General features: G+C 72.5%; 8 protein-coding genes and 2 pseudogenes. 3 read left to right on the forward strand and 7 right to left on the reverse strand.

The features are described 5' to 3' along the window. Nucleotides 1-218 (forward strand): annotated as a pseudogene (locus ACTT8P_RS22760) (hypothetical protein); the annotation flags it as partial. 27 nt (nucleotides 219-245) lie between these two features. On the opposite strand, the gene ACTT8P_RS22765 reads toward ACTT8P_RS22760, so the two are convergent. The 6 genes from ACTT8P_RS22765 to glgA form a co-directional block, all read right to left on the reverse strand. Next, nucleotides 246-1,748, reverse strand: coding sequence for an SDR family NAD(P)-dependent oxidoreductase (locus tag ACTT8P_RS22765; RefSeq protein WP_442833548.1), 1,503 nt, complete (start codon nucleotides 1,746-1,748; stop codon nucleotides 246-248). Between the two features lie 214 nt (nucleotides 1,749-1,962). Continuing rightward, nucleotides 1,963-3,303, reverse strand: coding sequence for a wax ester/triacylglycerol synthase family O-acyltransferase (locus ACTT8P_RS22770; protein ID WP_442833549.1), 1,341 nt, complete (start codon nucleotides 3,301-3,303; stop codon nucleotides 1,963-1,965). A 195-nt stretch (nucleotides 3,304-3,498) separates the two neighbouring features. Then, nucleotides 3,499-5,817: a GH92 family glycosyl hydrolase gene (locus ACTT8P_RS22775; protein ID WP_442833550.1), complete on the reverse strand. Its 2,319-nt coding sequence runs from the start codon at nucleotides 5,815-5,817 to the stop codon at nucleotides 3,499-3,501. 148 nt (nucleotides 5,818-5,965) lie between these two features. Further along, the gene (locus tag ACTT8P_RS22780) at nucleotides 5,966-8,572 is read right to left on the reverse strand and encodes a PA14 domain-containing protein (RefSeq protein ID WP_442833551.1); all 2,607 of its coding nucleotides are present in this window, start codon (nucleotides 8,570-8,572) and stop codon (nucleotides 5,966-5,968) included. A 193-nt stretch (nucleotides 8,573-8,765) separates the two neighbouring features. Continuing rightward, nucleotides 8,766-10,016 (reverse strand): glucose-1-phosphate adenylyltransferase, encoded by a 1,251-nt coding sequence (glgC, locus tag ACTT8P_RS22785; protein ID WP_442833552.1) that lies wholly within the window; start codon nucleotides 10,014-10,016, stop codon nucleotides 8,766-8,768. A gap of 33 nt (nucleotides 10,017-10,049) precedes the next feature. Continuing rightward, nucleotides 10,050-11,210 carry a glycogen synthase gene (gene glgA / locus ACTT8P_RS22790; RefSeq protein ID WP_442833553.1) on the reverse strand — a complete coding sequence of 387 codons (1,161 nt, stop codon included), beginning with the start codon at nucleotides 11,208-11,210 and terminating at the stop codon, nucleotides 10,050-10,052. Nucleotides 11,211-11,559: 349 nt separating this feature from the next. Between glgA and ACTT8P_RS22795 the strand changes: the two genes are divergently transcribed. Beyond that, a complete protein-coding gene (locus ACTT8P_RS22795) occupies nucleotides 11,560-12,825 on the forward strand; it encodes a DMT family transporter (protein ID WP_442833554.1) in 1,266 nt (421 codons plus the stop codon). Here the strand turns inward: ACTT8P_RS22795 and ACTT8P_RS22800 are convergent. Then, nucleotides 12,815-13,924: pseudogene (locus ACTT8P_RS22800) on the reverse strand (transglycosylase family protein); the annotation flags it as partial. The gene ACTT8P_RS22795 and the pseudogene ACTT8P_RS22800 sit on opposite strands and share 11 nt — an antisense overlap. Before the next feature lie 416 nt (nucleotides 13,925-14,340). On the opposite strand from ACTT8P_RS22800, the gene gndA reads away from it, so the two are divergent. After that, nucleotides 14,341-15,780 (forward strand): NADP-dependent phosphogluconate dehydrogenase, encoded by a 1,440-nt coding sequence (gene gndA / locus ACTT8P_RS22805; protein ID WP_442833555.1) that lies wholly within the window; start codon nucleotides 14,341-14,343, stop codon nucleotides 15,778-15,780. Nucleotides 15,781-15,927 lie beyond the last annotated feature (147 nt).

Raw genomic sequence — 15,927 nt, forward strand, 5'->3', positions numbered from 1 at the left:
CCGCCGGCGCGGTGCGCGCCCTGCTCGGTGAGCGGGTCGCCCGGCTCGTCGCCCGCCGGGCGGGCCCGGACGCCGCCGCCGACGACGATCTGCGCCGGCTGCGCGAGGCGGAGGAGGAGGGCCGTACCGCCGTCTTCGACGCCGGGGTGCTGGAGGACTGGCGTACCGTCCTCGAGCTGGTGGCGGCGCGCAACTCCCGTCTGGGCGCGGGCGGCTGACCGCTCACCAGCGGTCGGGCGGCCGGTTCACCACTTGCCGGGCGCGTAGTCCTTCAGGAAGACGCCGTACAGGTCCTCGCCCGCCTCGCCGCGGACCACCGGGTCGTATACCCGGGCCGCGCCGTCGACCAGGTCGAGCGGGGCGTGGAAGCCCTCCTCGGCGAGGCGCAGCTTGTCGTAGTGCGGGCGTTCGTCGGTGATCCAGCCGGTGTCGACCGAGGTCATCAGGATGCCGTCGGTCTCGAACATCTCCTGCGCGCTGGTCCGCGTCACCATGTTCATCGCGGCCTTGGCGGCGTTGGTGTTCGGGTGGCCCGCGCCCTTGTAGCCGCGGGCGAACACGCCCTCCATCGCCGAGACGTTGACCACGTAGGCGCGCTTGGAGGGCGCCTTGCGGGCGGCGTCGGCCATCGCCGGGCGCAACTTGCTGATCAGGATGAACGGCGCCGTGTAGTTGCACAGCTGGGTCTCCAGCAGCTCCACCGGGGAGATCTGCTCGATGCTCTGCACCCAGGTGTTGCTGTCGACGACGTCGGGGACCAGGCCGCCGGCGTCGATGGCGGTGCCGTCGAGGTGCCGGGCGACGCTGGCGTTGCCCGCGACCAGGGCGAGGTCGGCGACCTGCTGGGCGTCGAGTCCGCCGACCCCGGCGGGCAGCGCGGTCAGCCCGTCGACGGCGCCGGAGCCGAAGGCGCCGATGACGTGCCGGGCGGGCAGCTCGCCGGCGGGCAGCGGGGCGCTCTCGCCCTCGACCAGGGCGGCGTACGCGGAGGGCAGCCGGCGTACGGTCTGGGTGGCGTTGTTGATCAGGATGTCGAGCGGTCCCTGGTCCGCCACCCGGTCGGCCAGCGCGACGGCCTGGGCGGGGTCGCGCAGGTCGATGCCGACGACCTCCAGGCGGTGGATCCAGTCCCCGGAGTCGTCCATCGCCTTGAAGCGGCGCACGGCGTCCTTGGGGAAGCGGGTGGTGATGGTGGTGTGCGCGCCGTCGCGCAGCAGCCTGAGCGCGATGTACATACCGATCTTGGCGCGGCCGCCGGTGAGCAGCGCCCGCTTGCCGGTGAGGTCGGCGCGGGCCTCGCGGCGCATCCGGTTCTCGGCGGCGCACGGCGGGCAGAGCTGGTGGTAGAAGTAGTCGACCTCGACGTACCGCTGCTTGCAGGTGTAGCAGGAGCGGGGCCGCTGGAGTATCCCCGCGATGGTGCCCTGCTCCGTGCGGGAGGAGGGCAGGATGCCCTCGGTCTCGTCGTCGATGCGCTCGGCCGAGCCGGTGGCGGTGGCCTCGGTGACCGCCTTGTCGTGGGCGGTCTTGGCGGCCCGGCGCTCCTGGCGGCGGCGCTGCTTGACCGTGCGGTAGATGTGCGAGGTGGCCCGGCGGACCGCGATCGCGTCGGGGTGGTCGACCTCGATGTCGTCGAGTTCCGCCAGCACGCCGAGGCAGACGGCGAGCCGCTCGGGGTCGATGCCGGGGCCGTACCCGGACGCGTCCACCTCGTCCGTGGCCGTCGAACCGTCCTGTGTCACCGTCATCGCCGCTGCCGTTCCCTGGTCACCCGCGCGGCGCTCCGTTACGCGTCCGCTGTCGAACGCCGGATTTTACGCGAGCGCGGGGCCCGGCGGCCAAACGTCTCGGGCGGGGGTGCTCCGAGGGGCCGGCGGTCCGGCCGGTCGCCCCCGGCCGCCGCGCCGAAGGGGCGGCGCCCCCGGTCCGGACGGCGACCGGACCGGCCACCGCCGCCCCGGGTCAGGGCCCGCAGGCCCGCAGCAGGGCCGCCAGTTCCTCCGTCACCGCGTGGGCGAGCCGGTCGAGGTCCGGGACCGCCTCGGCGTCCGCGACCAGCCCGTAGTGCACCCGTCCCCGGTACGTCGAGACCGCGACGGCCAGCGAGTGGCCCCGGGCCAGCGGTGCGAACGGGCAGATCTCGGTGAGCGGGTGCCCGCCGAGCCGCAGCCCCAGGCTGGGCAGCGGCACGCTGGTGACCAGGATGTCGAACCAGAGCCGGGCCGCCTGGCCGACCAGCGGGCCGCCGAGCCGGTGGCCGAGGGCCGGCACGTGGTCGGCGAGCAGCGCCACCGCACCCGCGCCCCGGGCGGGTCCGGCGTCCTTGTTGCGGTCCATCGCGGCGCGGACCGTGCCCAGCCGGGAGAGCGGGTCGGGGTCGCCGACCGGGAGCCGTATCAGGTAGCCGGAGAGCCGGTTGCCCTGCGGGTGGGCGGTGCGCGGGCGGCGCTGGGAGACCGGGATCAGCGCGCGCGGCGCCACCCCCTCGCTGCCGTCGCCGCGCTCGTCCAGCCAGCGGCGCAGCGCCCCCGCGACGACCGCGATGAGCACGTCGTTGACGGTGCCGCCCTCGGCCTTGCGGACCCGGTGCACGTCGTCCAGGTCCAGGCTGACGCCGGTGGTGCGGCGGGTGCCGGAGGACGCGGCGGTGAGCGCGGCGGACGAGCGCACGTCGAGGGTGGACAGGGCGACGGAGGCACCGATGTCCAGGGCCCGCCCGGCGTCGCAGAGCGCGCCGCGCACCAGGCCCGGCAGCCTGCGCACGTCGGGCAGCAGGCCGCGCTGCGGCGGGGCGGGGCGGGGCCGCGGCGCGGGCAGGTCCAGCGGGTCGAGGACGGCCGCGGCCAGCCCGAGCGCCCGCAGCCCGTCGGCCAGCGCGTGGTGGAACTTGAACAGCACGGCGAAGGAGACCCCGTCCTGCCCCGGCAGCACATGCGCCTCCCACGGCGGCCGGTCCCGCACCAGCGGGCGCTGCATGAGGCGGCCCGCCACCGTGTGGAAGTCGTCGGCCGGGGCGTGCAGCCGGACGTGGTCGAGCGGGTCGAAGTCCGGGGCCGGCTCCCGGGCGGCGCCACCGAACGAGAACGGCTGCCGCAGGGCGAGCGGCGGCTGCCACACGTCCCGGATGCGCATCCGCAGTCCGGGCACGCCCGCCGCGCGCGCGGCCAGCAGGTCCGCCGCGTGGGCTCCCGCGGTGGGTGAGTGGGCCGCGAAGACGCCGAGCGCCCCCAGGTGCATGGGGTGCTCGGCGGACTCGATGTTCCAGAACGCCAGATCGAGGGGAGCGAGCAGGTCGGAAGTCAAGGGCTTGCCTCGCGATGTCGCGGACGGATGGTTCGCGGACGGACGGTTTCGCGGACGGACGGTTCGCGGACGGATGGAGACAAGCAGTCAATCGCCCCTCGCCGATTACGGTCAAGTACGATCAAGCTACGCACAGTTAACAACGGATTACGTCCCGCCCCTCCGAGAGGGGCGGGACTCATGGGGCGTCTGCGGTCAGTTCAGCGCGGGCGGCGCCGCCTGGGCTGACGTTCCCCACCCGGACGGCTGCGGGCCGACCGTGAACCCGAGCGACCGGACCGAGCGCAGCGCGTCGGTGGTCAGATAGGTCCGCTGGTACGCCTTCCCGTCGGTGCGGGCGGTCTGGACGTACCGGTCGGTGTCCGAGGTGCCGGGGGCGGTGATGGTCAGGGCGCCTCGCGGGTAGTAGCGGCGGTCCAGGGTCAGGTCGACGCGGTCGAAAACGGGCGTGGACAGCCCCCAGGTGTCGTAACCGGGCTGGATCGGGAAGATCCCGATCGAGGACAGTACGTTCCAGGCGGACATGGTGCCCAGGTCGTCGTTGCCGGTCATGCCGGTCGGGGTGTCGGTGAACAGGGTCAGCGCGGCGTGCACCACGTCGGTGGTCTTCCAGGGCTGGCCGGTGGACAGGTAGGTGTAGGGGGCGATCAGGTCGGGCTCGTTCTGCGGGTTGTACTTGTCGGCGTTGTAGTAGTCGTACGGCCCGTTGACCCACACGTCCCGGGCGGTGCCCGCCGGGTCGGCGAGCAGCTGGTCGTAGGCGAAGAAGGAGTCGAGGCGCTCGTTCGCCGCGGCCGTGCCGCCGATGAGGTCGATCATGCCGGGCAGGTCCTGCGGCACGAGCCACTGGTACTGCCAGGAGGTGCCCTCGTGGAAGCCCTCGCTCTGCGCCGGGTCGGCCGGGCCGGTGAAGGCGCCGGCCGCGTCCCGGGCACGGAAGAAGCCGGTCGAGGCGTCGAAGACGGTGCGGTAGTTCTGGGCGCGCTCGGCGTACCGGGCGGCGTCCGCGTCATGGCCGAGGTCGCCGGCCATCTCCGCGAGCATCGCGTCGGACAGGGCGTACTCCAGGGTGGCGGAGCCGCCGTGGTCGTAGTCGGAGTCACCGGGCTTGGCGTGCGGGCGGCCCTTGATGTAGGGCGCGTAGCCGTCGGCGAGGTACTCCTGGTTGGCCTCCCGGCCCACCGCCGGGGAGTCGGCGGGCGGCACCCCGTCGGCGTTCTTCTTCAGCGCCCGGTACGCCTGCTCCTCGTAACCCTTGAGCAGGCCCTGCTGGTAGGCGTTGGTGAGGAAGGGGGTGACCGGGTCGCCGGTCATGATGTTGGTCTCGACGGTGCCGTAGCCCCACTTGGGCAGCCAGCCGCTCTGCTCGTCGATCTTGAGGACCGAGATCGCCATGTCCCGGGCCTGCCGCGGTGCGAGCAGGGAGAGCAGCTGGGACTGGGTGCGGTAGGTGTCCCACAGCGACCAGTTCTGGTAGTACGTGAAGCCCTTCGCCCGGTGTTTCTCCTGGTCCCAGCCGGTGTAACGGCCGTCCACGTCGCTGCCGACGTTGGGTGCGAGGAAGGACCGGTACAGGGACGAGTAGAAGGTGCGGCGCAGGGTGTCGTCGCCGCCCTGGACGCGGATGTCGTCGAGCCGGTCCTCCCAGGTGCGGTCGGCCGCCTCGCGCACGGCGTCGAAGGAACGCCCGCCCTCGGCGCGGAGGTTGAGGGCGGCGCCGTGCGCGTCGACGTAGGACAGGGCGGTGGTCGCCTCGACCGTGCGGTCCTTCGTCGTGTCGAAGCGCAGGTAGGCGCCGTCCGCGCCGGTCTTCGCGCCGGCGGTGACGGTGGAGCCGTCCCAGGTGCCGTACGCGGTGAAGGGCCGGTCGAAGCGGGTGACCGTGTAGACGGTGTACGGCTCGGTGTCCTGGCAGAAGCCGCTGCCGGTGATCGCGGTGCGCACGGTACGGCGGTCCAGGATCTCCACCGAGGTGGCGACGTCGCGATGCAGCGACTGGCCCGCGTTGAGCAGCACGTTGGCCTGGTCGGTGGCCGGGAAGGTGTAGCGCTGCACACCGGTGCGCTCGGTCGCGGTCAGCTCGGCCTCGATGCCGGAGTCCAGACCGACCCGGTAGTAGCCGGGGCGCGCCGTCTCGTCGTCGTGGCTGAAGCCGGCGGCGTACTTGGTGTAGTCCGTCTCGGTGACGTCGCCGGTGGTGGGCAGCACGGGCAGGTCGCCGCCGAGTCCGCAGCCGACGCCGGAGAGGTGGACGAGGGAGAAGCCCCGGATGTGGTCGTTCGAGTAGTCGTAGCCGACGTTGTGGCCGGTGTCCGGGGAGAACTGCACCATGCCGAAGGGCATGGCGGCGCCCGGGTAGGTGTTGCCTTCGTTCTCGGTGCCGATGAAGGGGTTGACCAGGCCGGTCAGCGGGCCGTCGGTGACTGCCTGGGCGGCGGGAACGGCGAGCGCGCCGCCGAGCAACGCGGCCACCGCGACGGTCACGACGCCGCGCAGCCGGTGGGTCAGTCTCATGGAAAGGTGCCTCCAATGCTTGGACAACGTTGTCGCACTGGGTCGGTGCCGGGTGAGCGACGCCCTGGGGCGCGGGGCTGTGCCCTGGTGCGGCTCCGCCGCACGGGCCCGCCCGCCCCCACCGGAGGCGAACGGGCCCACGAAAGGATCAGACACAGCCCGCAGGCGTCGCCCGCGACACGTCCGCGATCAGTTGCTCATGCGCCGCCTTCAGGCGCGCCACGTCGGGCTTGACGACCTTGCGGTCGTACGTCAGCAGCCCGTTCAGCTCACCCTCGACATCGGTGATCTGGGTGTACACCGCCCCGTTGCCGCCCTTGCAGGCCAGCGCGTGCACCTCGGCCAGCTTGGTGAGGTAGTCGTCGGTGTACGTCGCCGGGTCCACGTCGACGTAGGACTGCTGCACCGACCAGGCGTGTCCCGGTACCGCCAGCCCCAGACCGCCGTACTCGCCGCTGACCAGGGCCCGTTCGCCGTCCGGTGACGGTGGCAGGGCCGGGGACGGGTAGCCGTGCTCGTCCATGATGTCGCCGGCGCCGCCGTCGGCCCCGAGGTTCAGCCCGGACTGGTTGTTGACCAGCCGGGTCGGGTCCCAGGACTTGGCCTGCTCGGCGATCCGGCCGATGTCGTACTGGCCCCAGCCCTCGTTGAAGGTGACCCACATGATCACCGAAGGGCTGCTGATGTGCTCGTCGATGATCTCCTTCATCTCGCGCTCGTACTCGGCGCGGGCGGCGGTGGACGGGTTGACGCCCGCCGTCATGGCCGGCATGTCCTGCCAGACCATGAGGCCCAGCTTGTCCGCCCAGTAGAACCAGCGGTCCGGCTCCACCTTGATGTGCTTGCGGACCGAGTTGAAGCCCATCTCCTTGTGCGCCTTCAGGTCGTAGGCCAGCGCCTCGTCGGTCGGCGCGGTGTGCAGGCCGTCGGGCCAGAAACCCTGGTCGAGGGTGGCCATCATGAAGACCGGTTCGCCGTTCAGGAGAGTGCGCGGGGTGCCGTTCACCTTCTCCACGGAGACCGAGCGCATACCGAAGTAGCTGCCGACCCGGTCCTTGCCGACGGTGACCTTCAGGTCGTAGAGGAACGGGTCGTCCGGCGACCACAGCCGCGGGTTATTGATCTTGAGGGTGAGCGGCGAACCGGTGCGGCCGGTCGCCGTGGCGACCCTGCGCTTGCCCTGGTAAGCGGTGGCGGTGACCTTCACACCGGCCCGGACGCCCTGCGGCTCGACGGTGAGCGTGGACGCGTCCACGTCGGGGGTGAGCTTGAGCGAGTCCGCGTGGTCGGCGGCGACCGGCTCCATCCACACGGTCTGCCAGATGCCGGAGGACGGCGTGTACCAGATGCCGCTCGGGTCCAGCCGCTGCTTGCCCAGCGGCGGGTTCTCGCCGTCCGCGGCGTCGGTCGGGTCGTAGACGCCGACGATCAGCTCCTGGGTGCGGCCGGGCTTCAGCGCGTCGGTGATGTCGGCGCTGAACTTGTCGTAGCCGCCCTTGTGGTCGGCGACCTCGACGCCGTTGACGTAGACCTCGGCCTGCCAGTCCACCGCGCCGAAGTTGAGGTTCAGGCGCTGCTGGGAGCCGACCTTCCAGTCCTTGGGGACGGTGAAGGTGCGGCGGTACCACATTCGGTCCTCGTGCCGCTCGATGCCGGAGAGCTGGGACTCCACCGGGTACGGGACGAGGATGCGCTCCTTCAGCCGCTTGCCGACCGGCGGCTGCTCGCCGGCCTCGGCGGCGGCGAACTGCCAGCTGCCGTTCAGGTTCTGCCAGTCGTCCCGGGTCAGCTGCGGGCGCGGGTACTCGGGGAGCGCGTTGTCCGGCCCGACCTCGTCGGCCCAGTCGGTGCGCAGCTCGTAGGTGGAGCGGTTGGAGCCGCTGGTCCAGAACGCGCTGACAACGTTGCCTTCGGCTGTCGTCAGGCCGCCCTGGCCGTCGTAGCGGATGTCGGCGGTGCCGGGCGCGGTGCCGGTCTTGTTGCCGACGACGGGCTCGTCGAGGGCGACCAGGAGGGCGTTCGGGTCGTCCGGGTCGGCCTTCGTCTCGCCCAGCGGCCAGGTGGCGCCGCCGATGACCGCCGTGAGGTGGTCGGTGAAACCGGCCGGGGGCGCGGCGACGGGGTGGGCGAAGCCGAGCTTGAGGGTGCGGCCGGTGGCCAGCACGGTGGCCGAGGTGGCGCCGTCGTAGTCGTAGCCCTCGGGCAGCCGGAACGCCGACTGCGGGACCGCTTCCTTGGCGCCGCCGGGCTCGGTCCAGCGCAGGTGCAGGTTGGAGCCGCCGTAGTGCTCGAAGTACTCCAGCTTGATGTCGTAGGACTGGCCGGCCGTCAGGTCGATCGGTTGGGCGGTCTGTTCGCGGTCCCAGTCGTCGACCCAGTGGTCGATGGCGAGCTGTCCGCCGATCCAGAGGCGGAACCCGTTGTCGCCGATGACCGAGAAGGTGTGCGGGCCACTCTCCTCGGGGACCAGCCGGCCGGTCCAGCGGACGCTGACGTCGTCCGCCTGTCCGGTGGCGAACTTCAGGCGCGACTCCAGGTTGTCGAAGTCGACCTGCGGGTCGAAGCCGGTGGCCTTCAGCTCGTTGAAGTCGAAGGCGCCGGGGGCCGACTGGGTGTAGTACTCGCCCTTCAGGCCGTGGATGTCCACGGCGTCGTCGGCGGCCGCGTTCGCGGCGGGCACGGCGGCGAGTGAGCCGATGCCGAGCGCCGCGGCCAGCAGCAGGGCCAGGCGGTCTCTGAGTCGTCTGATGCGCACGGATCCTCTCCTTCGAGGAGGACGGGGGCGACCCGCACACCGACGTGATATTACATCGATGTAACGGCAGATGCATGACAACACGGATTCCGGTTGGCGTCCAGGGACATGACAACGGCGGCTACGGGCACCCGCGCCGGGCCCGGCCGGGCGGTGCACGGGACCGCCCGGCCGGAGTCGGGAACCCGGCGCGTCAGGGCACCCGCTGCCCTTTGCCGAGGGCGATCACCCCGCCCTTGGAGACGCTGTACAGCTCCGCGTCCCGCTCGGGGTTGACGCCGATCGTGGCGCCCGGCGGCACCTGGACGTTCTTGTCCAGCACCGCCCCGCGCACCACCGCGCCCCGCCCGACATGCACGTTGTCGTGCAGCACCGATCCCTGCACCACCGCGCCCGGGTCGACCACGACGCCCGGCGACAGTACGGAGCGGGTGACCTGTCCGCGGATCAGGCAGCCGGCGCTGATGATCGACTCGCTGGCGATCCCGCCGGCGTTGAACCGGGCGGGCGAGAGCTGCCCGGAGGAGGTGTAGATCGGCCACTGGCGGTTGTAGAGGTTGAAGGCGGGCCGCTCGGCGATCAGGTCCATGTGGGCGTCGTAGTAGGCGTCGAGGGTGCCCACGTCCCGCCAGTAGCCCTGGTCCCGGGTGGTCTCGCCGGGCACGTGGTTCTCGCTGAAGTCGTACAGCCCGGCCTCGCCCCGGTCGGTGAGCTGGGGCAGGATCGAACCGCCCATGTCGTGCGCGGAGTTCTCGTCCTCGGCGTCCCGGTGCAGCGCCTCGATCAGCGCCTTGGTGGTGAAGACGTAGTTGCCCATCGAGGCGAAGACGCAGGCCGGGTCGTCGGCCAGGCCTGGGGGCACCTCCCGCGCTTTCGGCAGCGGGGGAGGGTCGGCGGGCTTCTCCAGGAAGCTGTCGACCCGCTGGCCGTCCGAGGCGGGAGTGATCACGCCGAAGGACGCGGACTCGGTGCGCGGCACCCGGATCCCGGCCACGGTGACGCCCGCGCCGGACTCGATGTGCTGGGCGAGCATCTGGCGCGGGTCCATGCGGTAGACGTGGTCGGCGCCGAACACCGCGACGTACTCGGGCTGTTCGTCGTGCACCAGGTTGAGCGACTGGAGGATGGCGTCGGCGCTGCCCAGGAACCAGCGCGGGCCCAGGCGCTGCTGCGCGGGGACCGGGGTGACGTAGTTGCCGAGCAGGCTGGACATCCGCCAGGTGGTGGTGACGTGCCGGTCCAGTGAGTGCGACTTGTACTGGGTGAGTACGCAGATGCGCAGGATGTCGCCGTTGACCAGGTTGGAGAGCACGAAGTCGACGAGGCGGTACGTGCCGCCGAACGTCACCGCCGGTTTGGCCCGGTCCGCGGTCAGGGGCAGCAGCCGCTTGCCCTCCCCGCCCGCCAGGACGATACCGAGCACCGAAGGTCCTCCACGACGCATGGCCGTTCCCTCCCACCCTCTGCGGTTGCTCCCTCAGACCTGCTTCAGGACGTCCTCGTAGAGCCGGACCGTGCGGCGGGCCACCGCGTCCCACCCGAACTCGGCCACCGCCCGCTCGCGCCCGGCCGCGCCCATCCGCCGGGCCCGGTCCGGATCGCCGATGACGGAGTCCAGGGCCCGGGCGAGCCCCGCCTCGAAGTCGTCGTCCACGTCCACGAGTACCCCCGTTTCGCCGTCCGCCACGACCTCGGGGATGCCGCCGGTCCGGGACGCCACCACGGGGGTGCCGCAGGCCATCGCCTCCAGGTTCACGATGCCGAGCGGCTCGTACACCGAGGGGCAGGCGAACACGGCCGCGTGGGTGAGCAGTTGCACCACCTCGGGGCGGGGCAGCATCCGCTGGATCCAGTGCACGCCGTCCCGGGCCCGGCTCAGCTCCCGGTGCAGCTCGCGGAACTCCCGGTCGATCTCGGGGGTGTCGGGGGCGCCCGCGCACAGCACCACCTGCACGGCGGGGTCGATGTCCCGTACCGCGCGCAGCAGATGGGGCACACCCTTCTGACGGGTGATGCGGCCGACGAAGAGCACGTAGGGGCGGGAGCGGTCCAAACCGATCCGGTCCAGGACGTCGGTGGCCGCGTCGGGCCGGTACAGCCGGGTGTCGATGCCGTTGTGCACGACGTGCACCCGGTCGGCGAACAGCGCCGGGTAGCAGCTGAGGATGTCCTCGCGCATCGCCCCGGAGACGGCGATCACCGCGTCGGCCGACTCGATCGCGGTGCGTTCCGCCCAGCTCGACAGCGCGTAGCCGCCGCCGAGCTGTTCTGCCTTCCAGGGGCGCAGCGGCTCCAGCGAGTGGGCGGTCACCACGTGCGGGACGCCGTGCAGCAGCTTGGCCAGGTGGCCGCCGAGGTTGGCGTACCAGGTGTGGGAGTGCACCAGTTCGCGGCCGGCCAGGGCGTCGGTCATCGCCAGGTCCACCGAGAGGGTGCGCAGCGCGTCGTTGGCGCCGTCGAGGGCGGACCAGGGGCGGTGCCGCCGCACCCCGGCGGCGTCGGCGCCGGACGCCTCGCCCCAGCAGTGCACGTCCAGGTCGACCAGCGCGGACAGTTCCCGGGCGAGGAACTCCACGTGGACGCCCGCGCCGCCGTAGACGTCCGGCGGGTACTCCCGGGTCAGCAGTCCCACACGCACCCGGAACCTCCCGTCTCGGCGACTGGTCCCCACATGGTCACCCAGCGGGGGCGCGGGGGGAAGAGCGCGGGGCGTTCGGCGGGGAACAGATGGGGAGCGGTGCGACGGAAAGCGGTGCGACGGGGAGCGGTGCGAGGAGCGGAGGAACAGACGGGGGGCGGTGCGGGGGTCGGCCCTGGGGAGGACCGGGCGACGGTCGTACTCCATCGGCAGTATGACCCAAAGAGTGCTCAGGGCTGACGACGGGAAGGAACGGGCGCGGCAAGGTGTTGGTCATGGAAGCCGACCGTTCGCCGCGCCGGGCCGGGCCGACCGGGCCGGGCCGCCGCCTCACGCAGAGGAGCAGCCGATGAGCGCCCTCGCGTTGTCCGTGGTGCTGTCGCTGGTGTCCGCCGTCGCCTACGCGGGCGGGGCCATCGTCCAGGAGCAGGTCGCGCTGTCCTCGCCCGACCGGCAGTACGCGCCGCTGCGCCGGCCCACCTGGTGGGCGGCGGTCGCGCTGAACGGCCTCGGCGGGCTGCTGCACGTGGTGGCCCTCGCCTACGGCCCGCTCAGCCTGGTCCAGCCGCTGGGCGCGCTGACCATTGTCTTCGCCCTGCCGATGGCGGCGCTGTTCGTGGGGCGCCGGGCGGGTACGACGGCCTGGCGGGGCGCGGTCATGGCGACGGTGGGCCTCGCGGGCCTGCTGGCCCTGGTCGGCTCGTCGGACTCCCGGTCGCTGGACACCGCGCAGCGCACGGTGGTGGCCCTGGTGACCGCCGGGGCGGTCGTGACGCTGATGGTCGCCGCCCGGGCCGCGCACCGGCATCCGGCGGTGCGCAGCATGCTGCTGGCGACCGCGTCCGGCGTCGCCTTCGGCATGTCGTCCGTGTTCACCAAGACGGTCGCGGTGGACTGGACCGGCGGCGTGACCGCGGGCGACCTGCCGTCCCTGGCGGTGATCGGGGTCCTGGCCACCGCGGGCATGCTGCTCTCCCAGGCGTCCTACCGGGGCGCGGGCCTGGCCGCCCCACTGGCCACCCTGACGGTGGTGAACCCGGTGGTGGCCGCGGCGGTCGGCATCACGATGTTCGGCGAGACCTTCCGCTACGGGACGCTCGGCACCGTACTCGCGCTGGGCTGCGGGGTGGTGGCCGCGGGCGGTCTGATCCTGCTGACGACCGAGCGGATCGCCCGAACGGAACGACAGGTTCCGTCGTCGGACGGCGGAGACGGTGGCGGTGGCGGCGACGCGGCGGTGCCGTCTCCCCGCGCGGTGCCGTCCGGTGCGGAACCGGTCGGCCCGTCCTGGTCCGGAGACGGAGACGCGGTGCGCGCGGCGGGAGCCGCTCCGCCCGGCGGACCCGGGAAAGTACCGTCGGCGGGCCGGGCGCGGGATCCGGAGCAGGTCGTGCTGCCCGCGCCGGCGCCGTCCCCGGCCGCGGAGACCGCCGCGCAGGAGGAGGCGTACACGGACGAGGGGATACGCGGGGCGGGCGCGACCGCACCCGCCGCCACCGCGCTGGTCCCCTCCCTGGTCTCCTCCTGCGGCGCCTGCGTCTTCGACGGCGTCTCCTACGTGCCGTACGCCCCGCCGGCCGGGGCGGACCGGCACCGGGTGCGGGTCAGATCCTGACCCCGCCGGCCCGCAGATAGGCCACCGGGTCGACGTCCGTGCCGAAGCCGGGCCCCGTCCGCACCTCGAAGTGGAGGTGCGGGCCGGTGCTGTTGCCGGTGGATCCGGACCGGCCGAGACGCTGGCCGGTGCTCACGCGCTGCCCGTCCTTCACGGAGATGGCGGACAGGTGCGCGTACTGGCTGTACCGGCCGTCGGCGTGCCGGACCACCACCTGGTAGCCGAAGGAGCCCTCCCAGCCGGCGCTGACCACCTGGCCCGCGGCGACTGACTTCACCGGGGTGCCGGTCGGCACGGGGAAGTCGACACCGGTGTGGTAACCCTGCGACCAGGAGGAGCCCGTCTGGTGGTAGGGCGTGCCGGTGGCGGCGTCGACGGGGGCGACCAGGGAGTGACCGGTGGCCGTCTTGCTCTTGCCGCTGTCGGCGGAGGACTTCTTCGTGGCCTTCGGCTTCGCCGCCGCGGCTTTCCGCTCGGCCTTGCTCTCGGACGCTTTGCTGGTTGTCTTGCCTGTCGACTTGCCTGTCGGCTTGTCTGCCGACTTTCCGGTCAGTGACAGCCGCTGGCCCGGCAGGATCATGTCGGGATCGGCGCCGACCTCGTCACGATTGGCGGCGTAGAGCCGCTGCCAGCCGCCCGACACCCGCTCGGTGTCCGCGATGCCGGAGAGGGTGTCACCGGAGACCACGGTGTACATCCGGGACCGCCCGGCGCGGGACTGCGGGGTGCTCTGCGGCCGCACGTCCTCGCCGGCGCTCTTCTGCTTCTGTTTCTTCTCGGTCTTGTTGTCGGTCTTCTTGTCGGTGCCGCCGGCCGGCCGGATGTCGGGGGTGTCGCCGCCCCGGGTCAGTCCGGCCCGCGCCGAGCAGACCGGCCAGGCACCGGGGCCCTGCCCGTCCAGCACCTTCTCCGCGACGGCGATCTGCTGGTCCCTGGTGGCCAGATCCGCGCGCGGCGCGTACCGGGTGCCGCCGAACGCCTCCCAGGTGGACTGGGTGAACTGGAGCCCGCCGTAGAAGCCGTTGCCGGTGTTGATGTCCCAGTTGCCGGTGGACTCGCAGGCGGCCACCTTCTCCCAGGTGCCCACGTCGGCCGCGTGCACGGTACCGGTACCGATGAGCGGCAGCGCCATGCCGGCTCCACCGGCGGTGACGGTCAGTGAGGCGCGGTTGATCCTGTTCGGCTGATACCGGCGGTGCCGGCCGCGTACGGCCATGGAGATCCCCCTCGACACGGAGTCAGGAGCGGCAGAGGAAAGCACGGGAAGCACTGGAACCGGCCATGACGATACGGGCCGCGACCGTCCGGTGTGACGGAATGGCGTGGAACCGGCGCTTGTTGGCCGGATGAGGCACGTGTCCGTTGAGCCGTCGGGCCTCTCCCGTGCGTACCGGTGGGTGCGTCGGCCGTGCACATGCGGCCGGCGAACCGGCACGTCAGGATGGTCGGGCGGCGGCCGTAGGCTGACGGGCACGACCGGCACCACCGACACTGAGGTCACTAGGAGCCAACGTAATGAGCACTACAGCGCAGATCGGCGTCACGGGTCTCGCGGTCATGGGCCGCAACCTCGCCCGCAACTTCGCCCGCAACGGTTACACCGTCGCCCTGCACAACCGGACGGCGTCGAAGACGCACGCGCTGGTGGAGGAGTTCGGCGGCGAGGGCGACTTCGTCGCCACGGAGACGGCGAAGGAGTTCGTGGCGGCGCTGGAGCGCCCGCGGCGCCTGGTGATCATGGTGAAGGCCGGTGACCCGACCGACGCGGTGATCCAGGAGTTCGCCCCGCTGCTGGAGCCGGGCGACATGATCATCGACGGCGGCAACGCGCACTTCGCCGACACCCGGCGCCGCGAGCGGGAGCTGCGCGAGCAGGGCATCCACTTCGTCGGCATGGGCGTCTCCGGCGGCGAGGAGGGCGCGTTGAACGGCCCGAGCATCATGCCCGGCGGCCCCGCCGAGTCCTACGACTCACTCGGCCCGATGCTGGAGAGGATCTCGGCGAAGGCGGCGGACGGCGCGCCCTGTGTGACCCACGTCGGTCCGGACGGCGCCGGGCACTTCGTGAAGATGGTGCACAACGGCATCGAGTACGCCGACATGCAGTTGATCGGTGAAGCGTACCAGTTGCTGCGGGACGTGGCGGGCTACTCCCCCGCGCAGATCGCGGACATCTTCCGCACCTGGAACACCGGCCGGCTGGACTCCTACCTGATCGAGATCACCGCCGAGGTGCTGTCCCACGTGGACGCGGCGACGGGCGAGCCGTTCGTGGACGTGGTGGTCGATCAGGCGGAGCAGAAGGGCACCGGCCGATGGACCGTCCAGATCGCCCTCGACCTCGGGGTGCCGGTCTCCGGCATCGCGGAGGCGGTCTTCGCCCGCTCGCTGTCCGGGCACGCGGCGCTGCGCGAGGCGTCCCGCTCGCTGGCGGGCCCGAAGCCGTCCCCGCTGTCGGAGGCGGAGGCGGCGGCCTTCGCCGACCGGGTGGAGCAGGCGCTGTACGCCTCGAAGATCGTCTCCTACACGCAGGGCTTCCACGAGGTCGCGGCGGGCAGCGAGGAGTACGGCTGGGACATCGACCTCGGCGCGGTCTCGGCGATCTGGCGGGGCGGCTGCATCATCCGGGCGGCCTTCCTGGACCGCATCCGCGCCGCCTACGACACCCGGCCGGACCTGCCGAGCCTGCTGTCGGACGACACGTTCGCCCGGGAGATCGCCGAGGCGCAGGACGACTGGCGCGAGGTGCTGGTCGCCGCGACCCGGCAGGGCGTACCGGCCCCCGGCTTCGCCGCCGCGCTCGCCTACTACGACGCCCTGCGCGCCGAGCGGCTGCCCGCCGCCCTCACCCAGGGCCAGCGGGACTTCTTCGGCGCGCACACCTACCGGCGCACCGACCGGGACGGCTCGTTCCACACGCTGTGGGGCGGGGACCGGTCGGAGGTGGCCGGCTGAGGCACTCCTGCCCGGACTCCGGGCGGCCCGCGCGCGAAGTCAGCGCAACGGCGGCCCGGGCTCCGGATTCGGCACGGGTTCCGGCCCCGGCGGGATCGGCGACGGCGGGGGCTCCGGCGGACCGGGGTGCGGGGGCGGCGGAGTGGG

Source organism: Streptomyces sp. JW3, from assembly GCF_052216785.1.
In the GTDB taxonomy this organism is placed as follows: domain Bacteria; phylum Actinomycetota; class Actinomycetes; order Streptomycetales; family Streptomycetaceae; genus Streptomyces.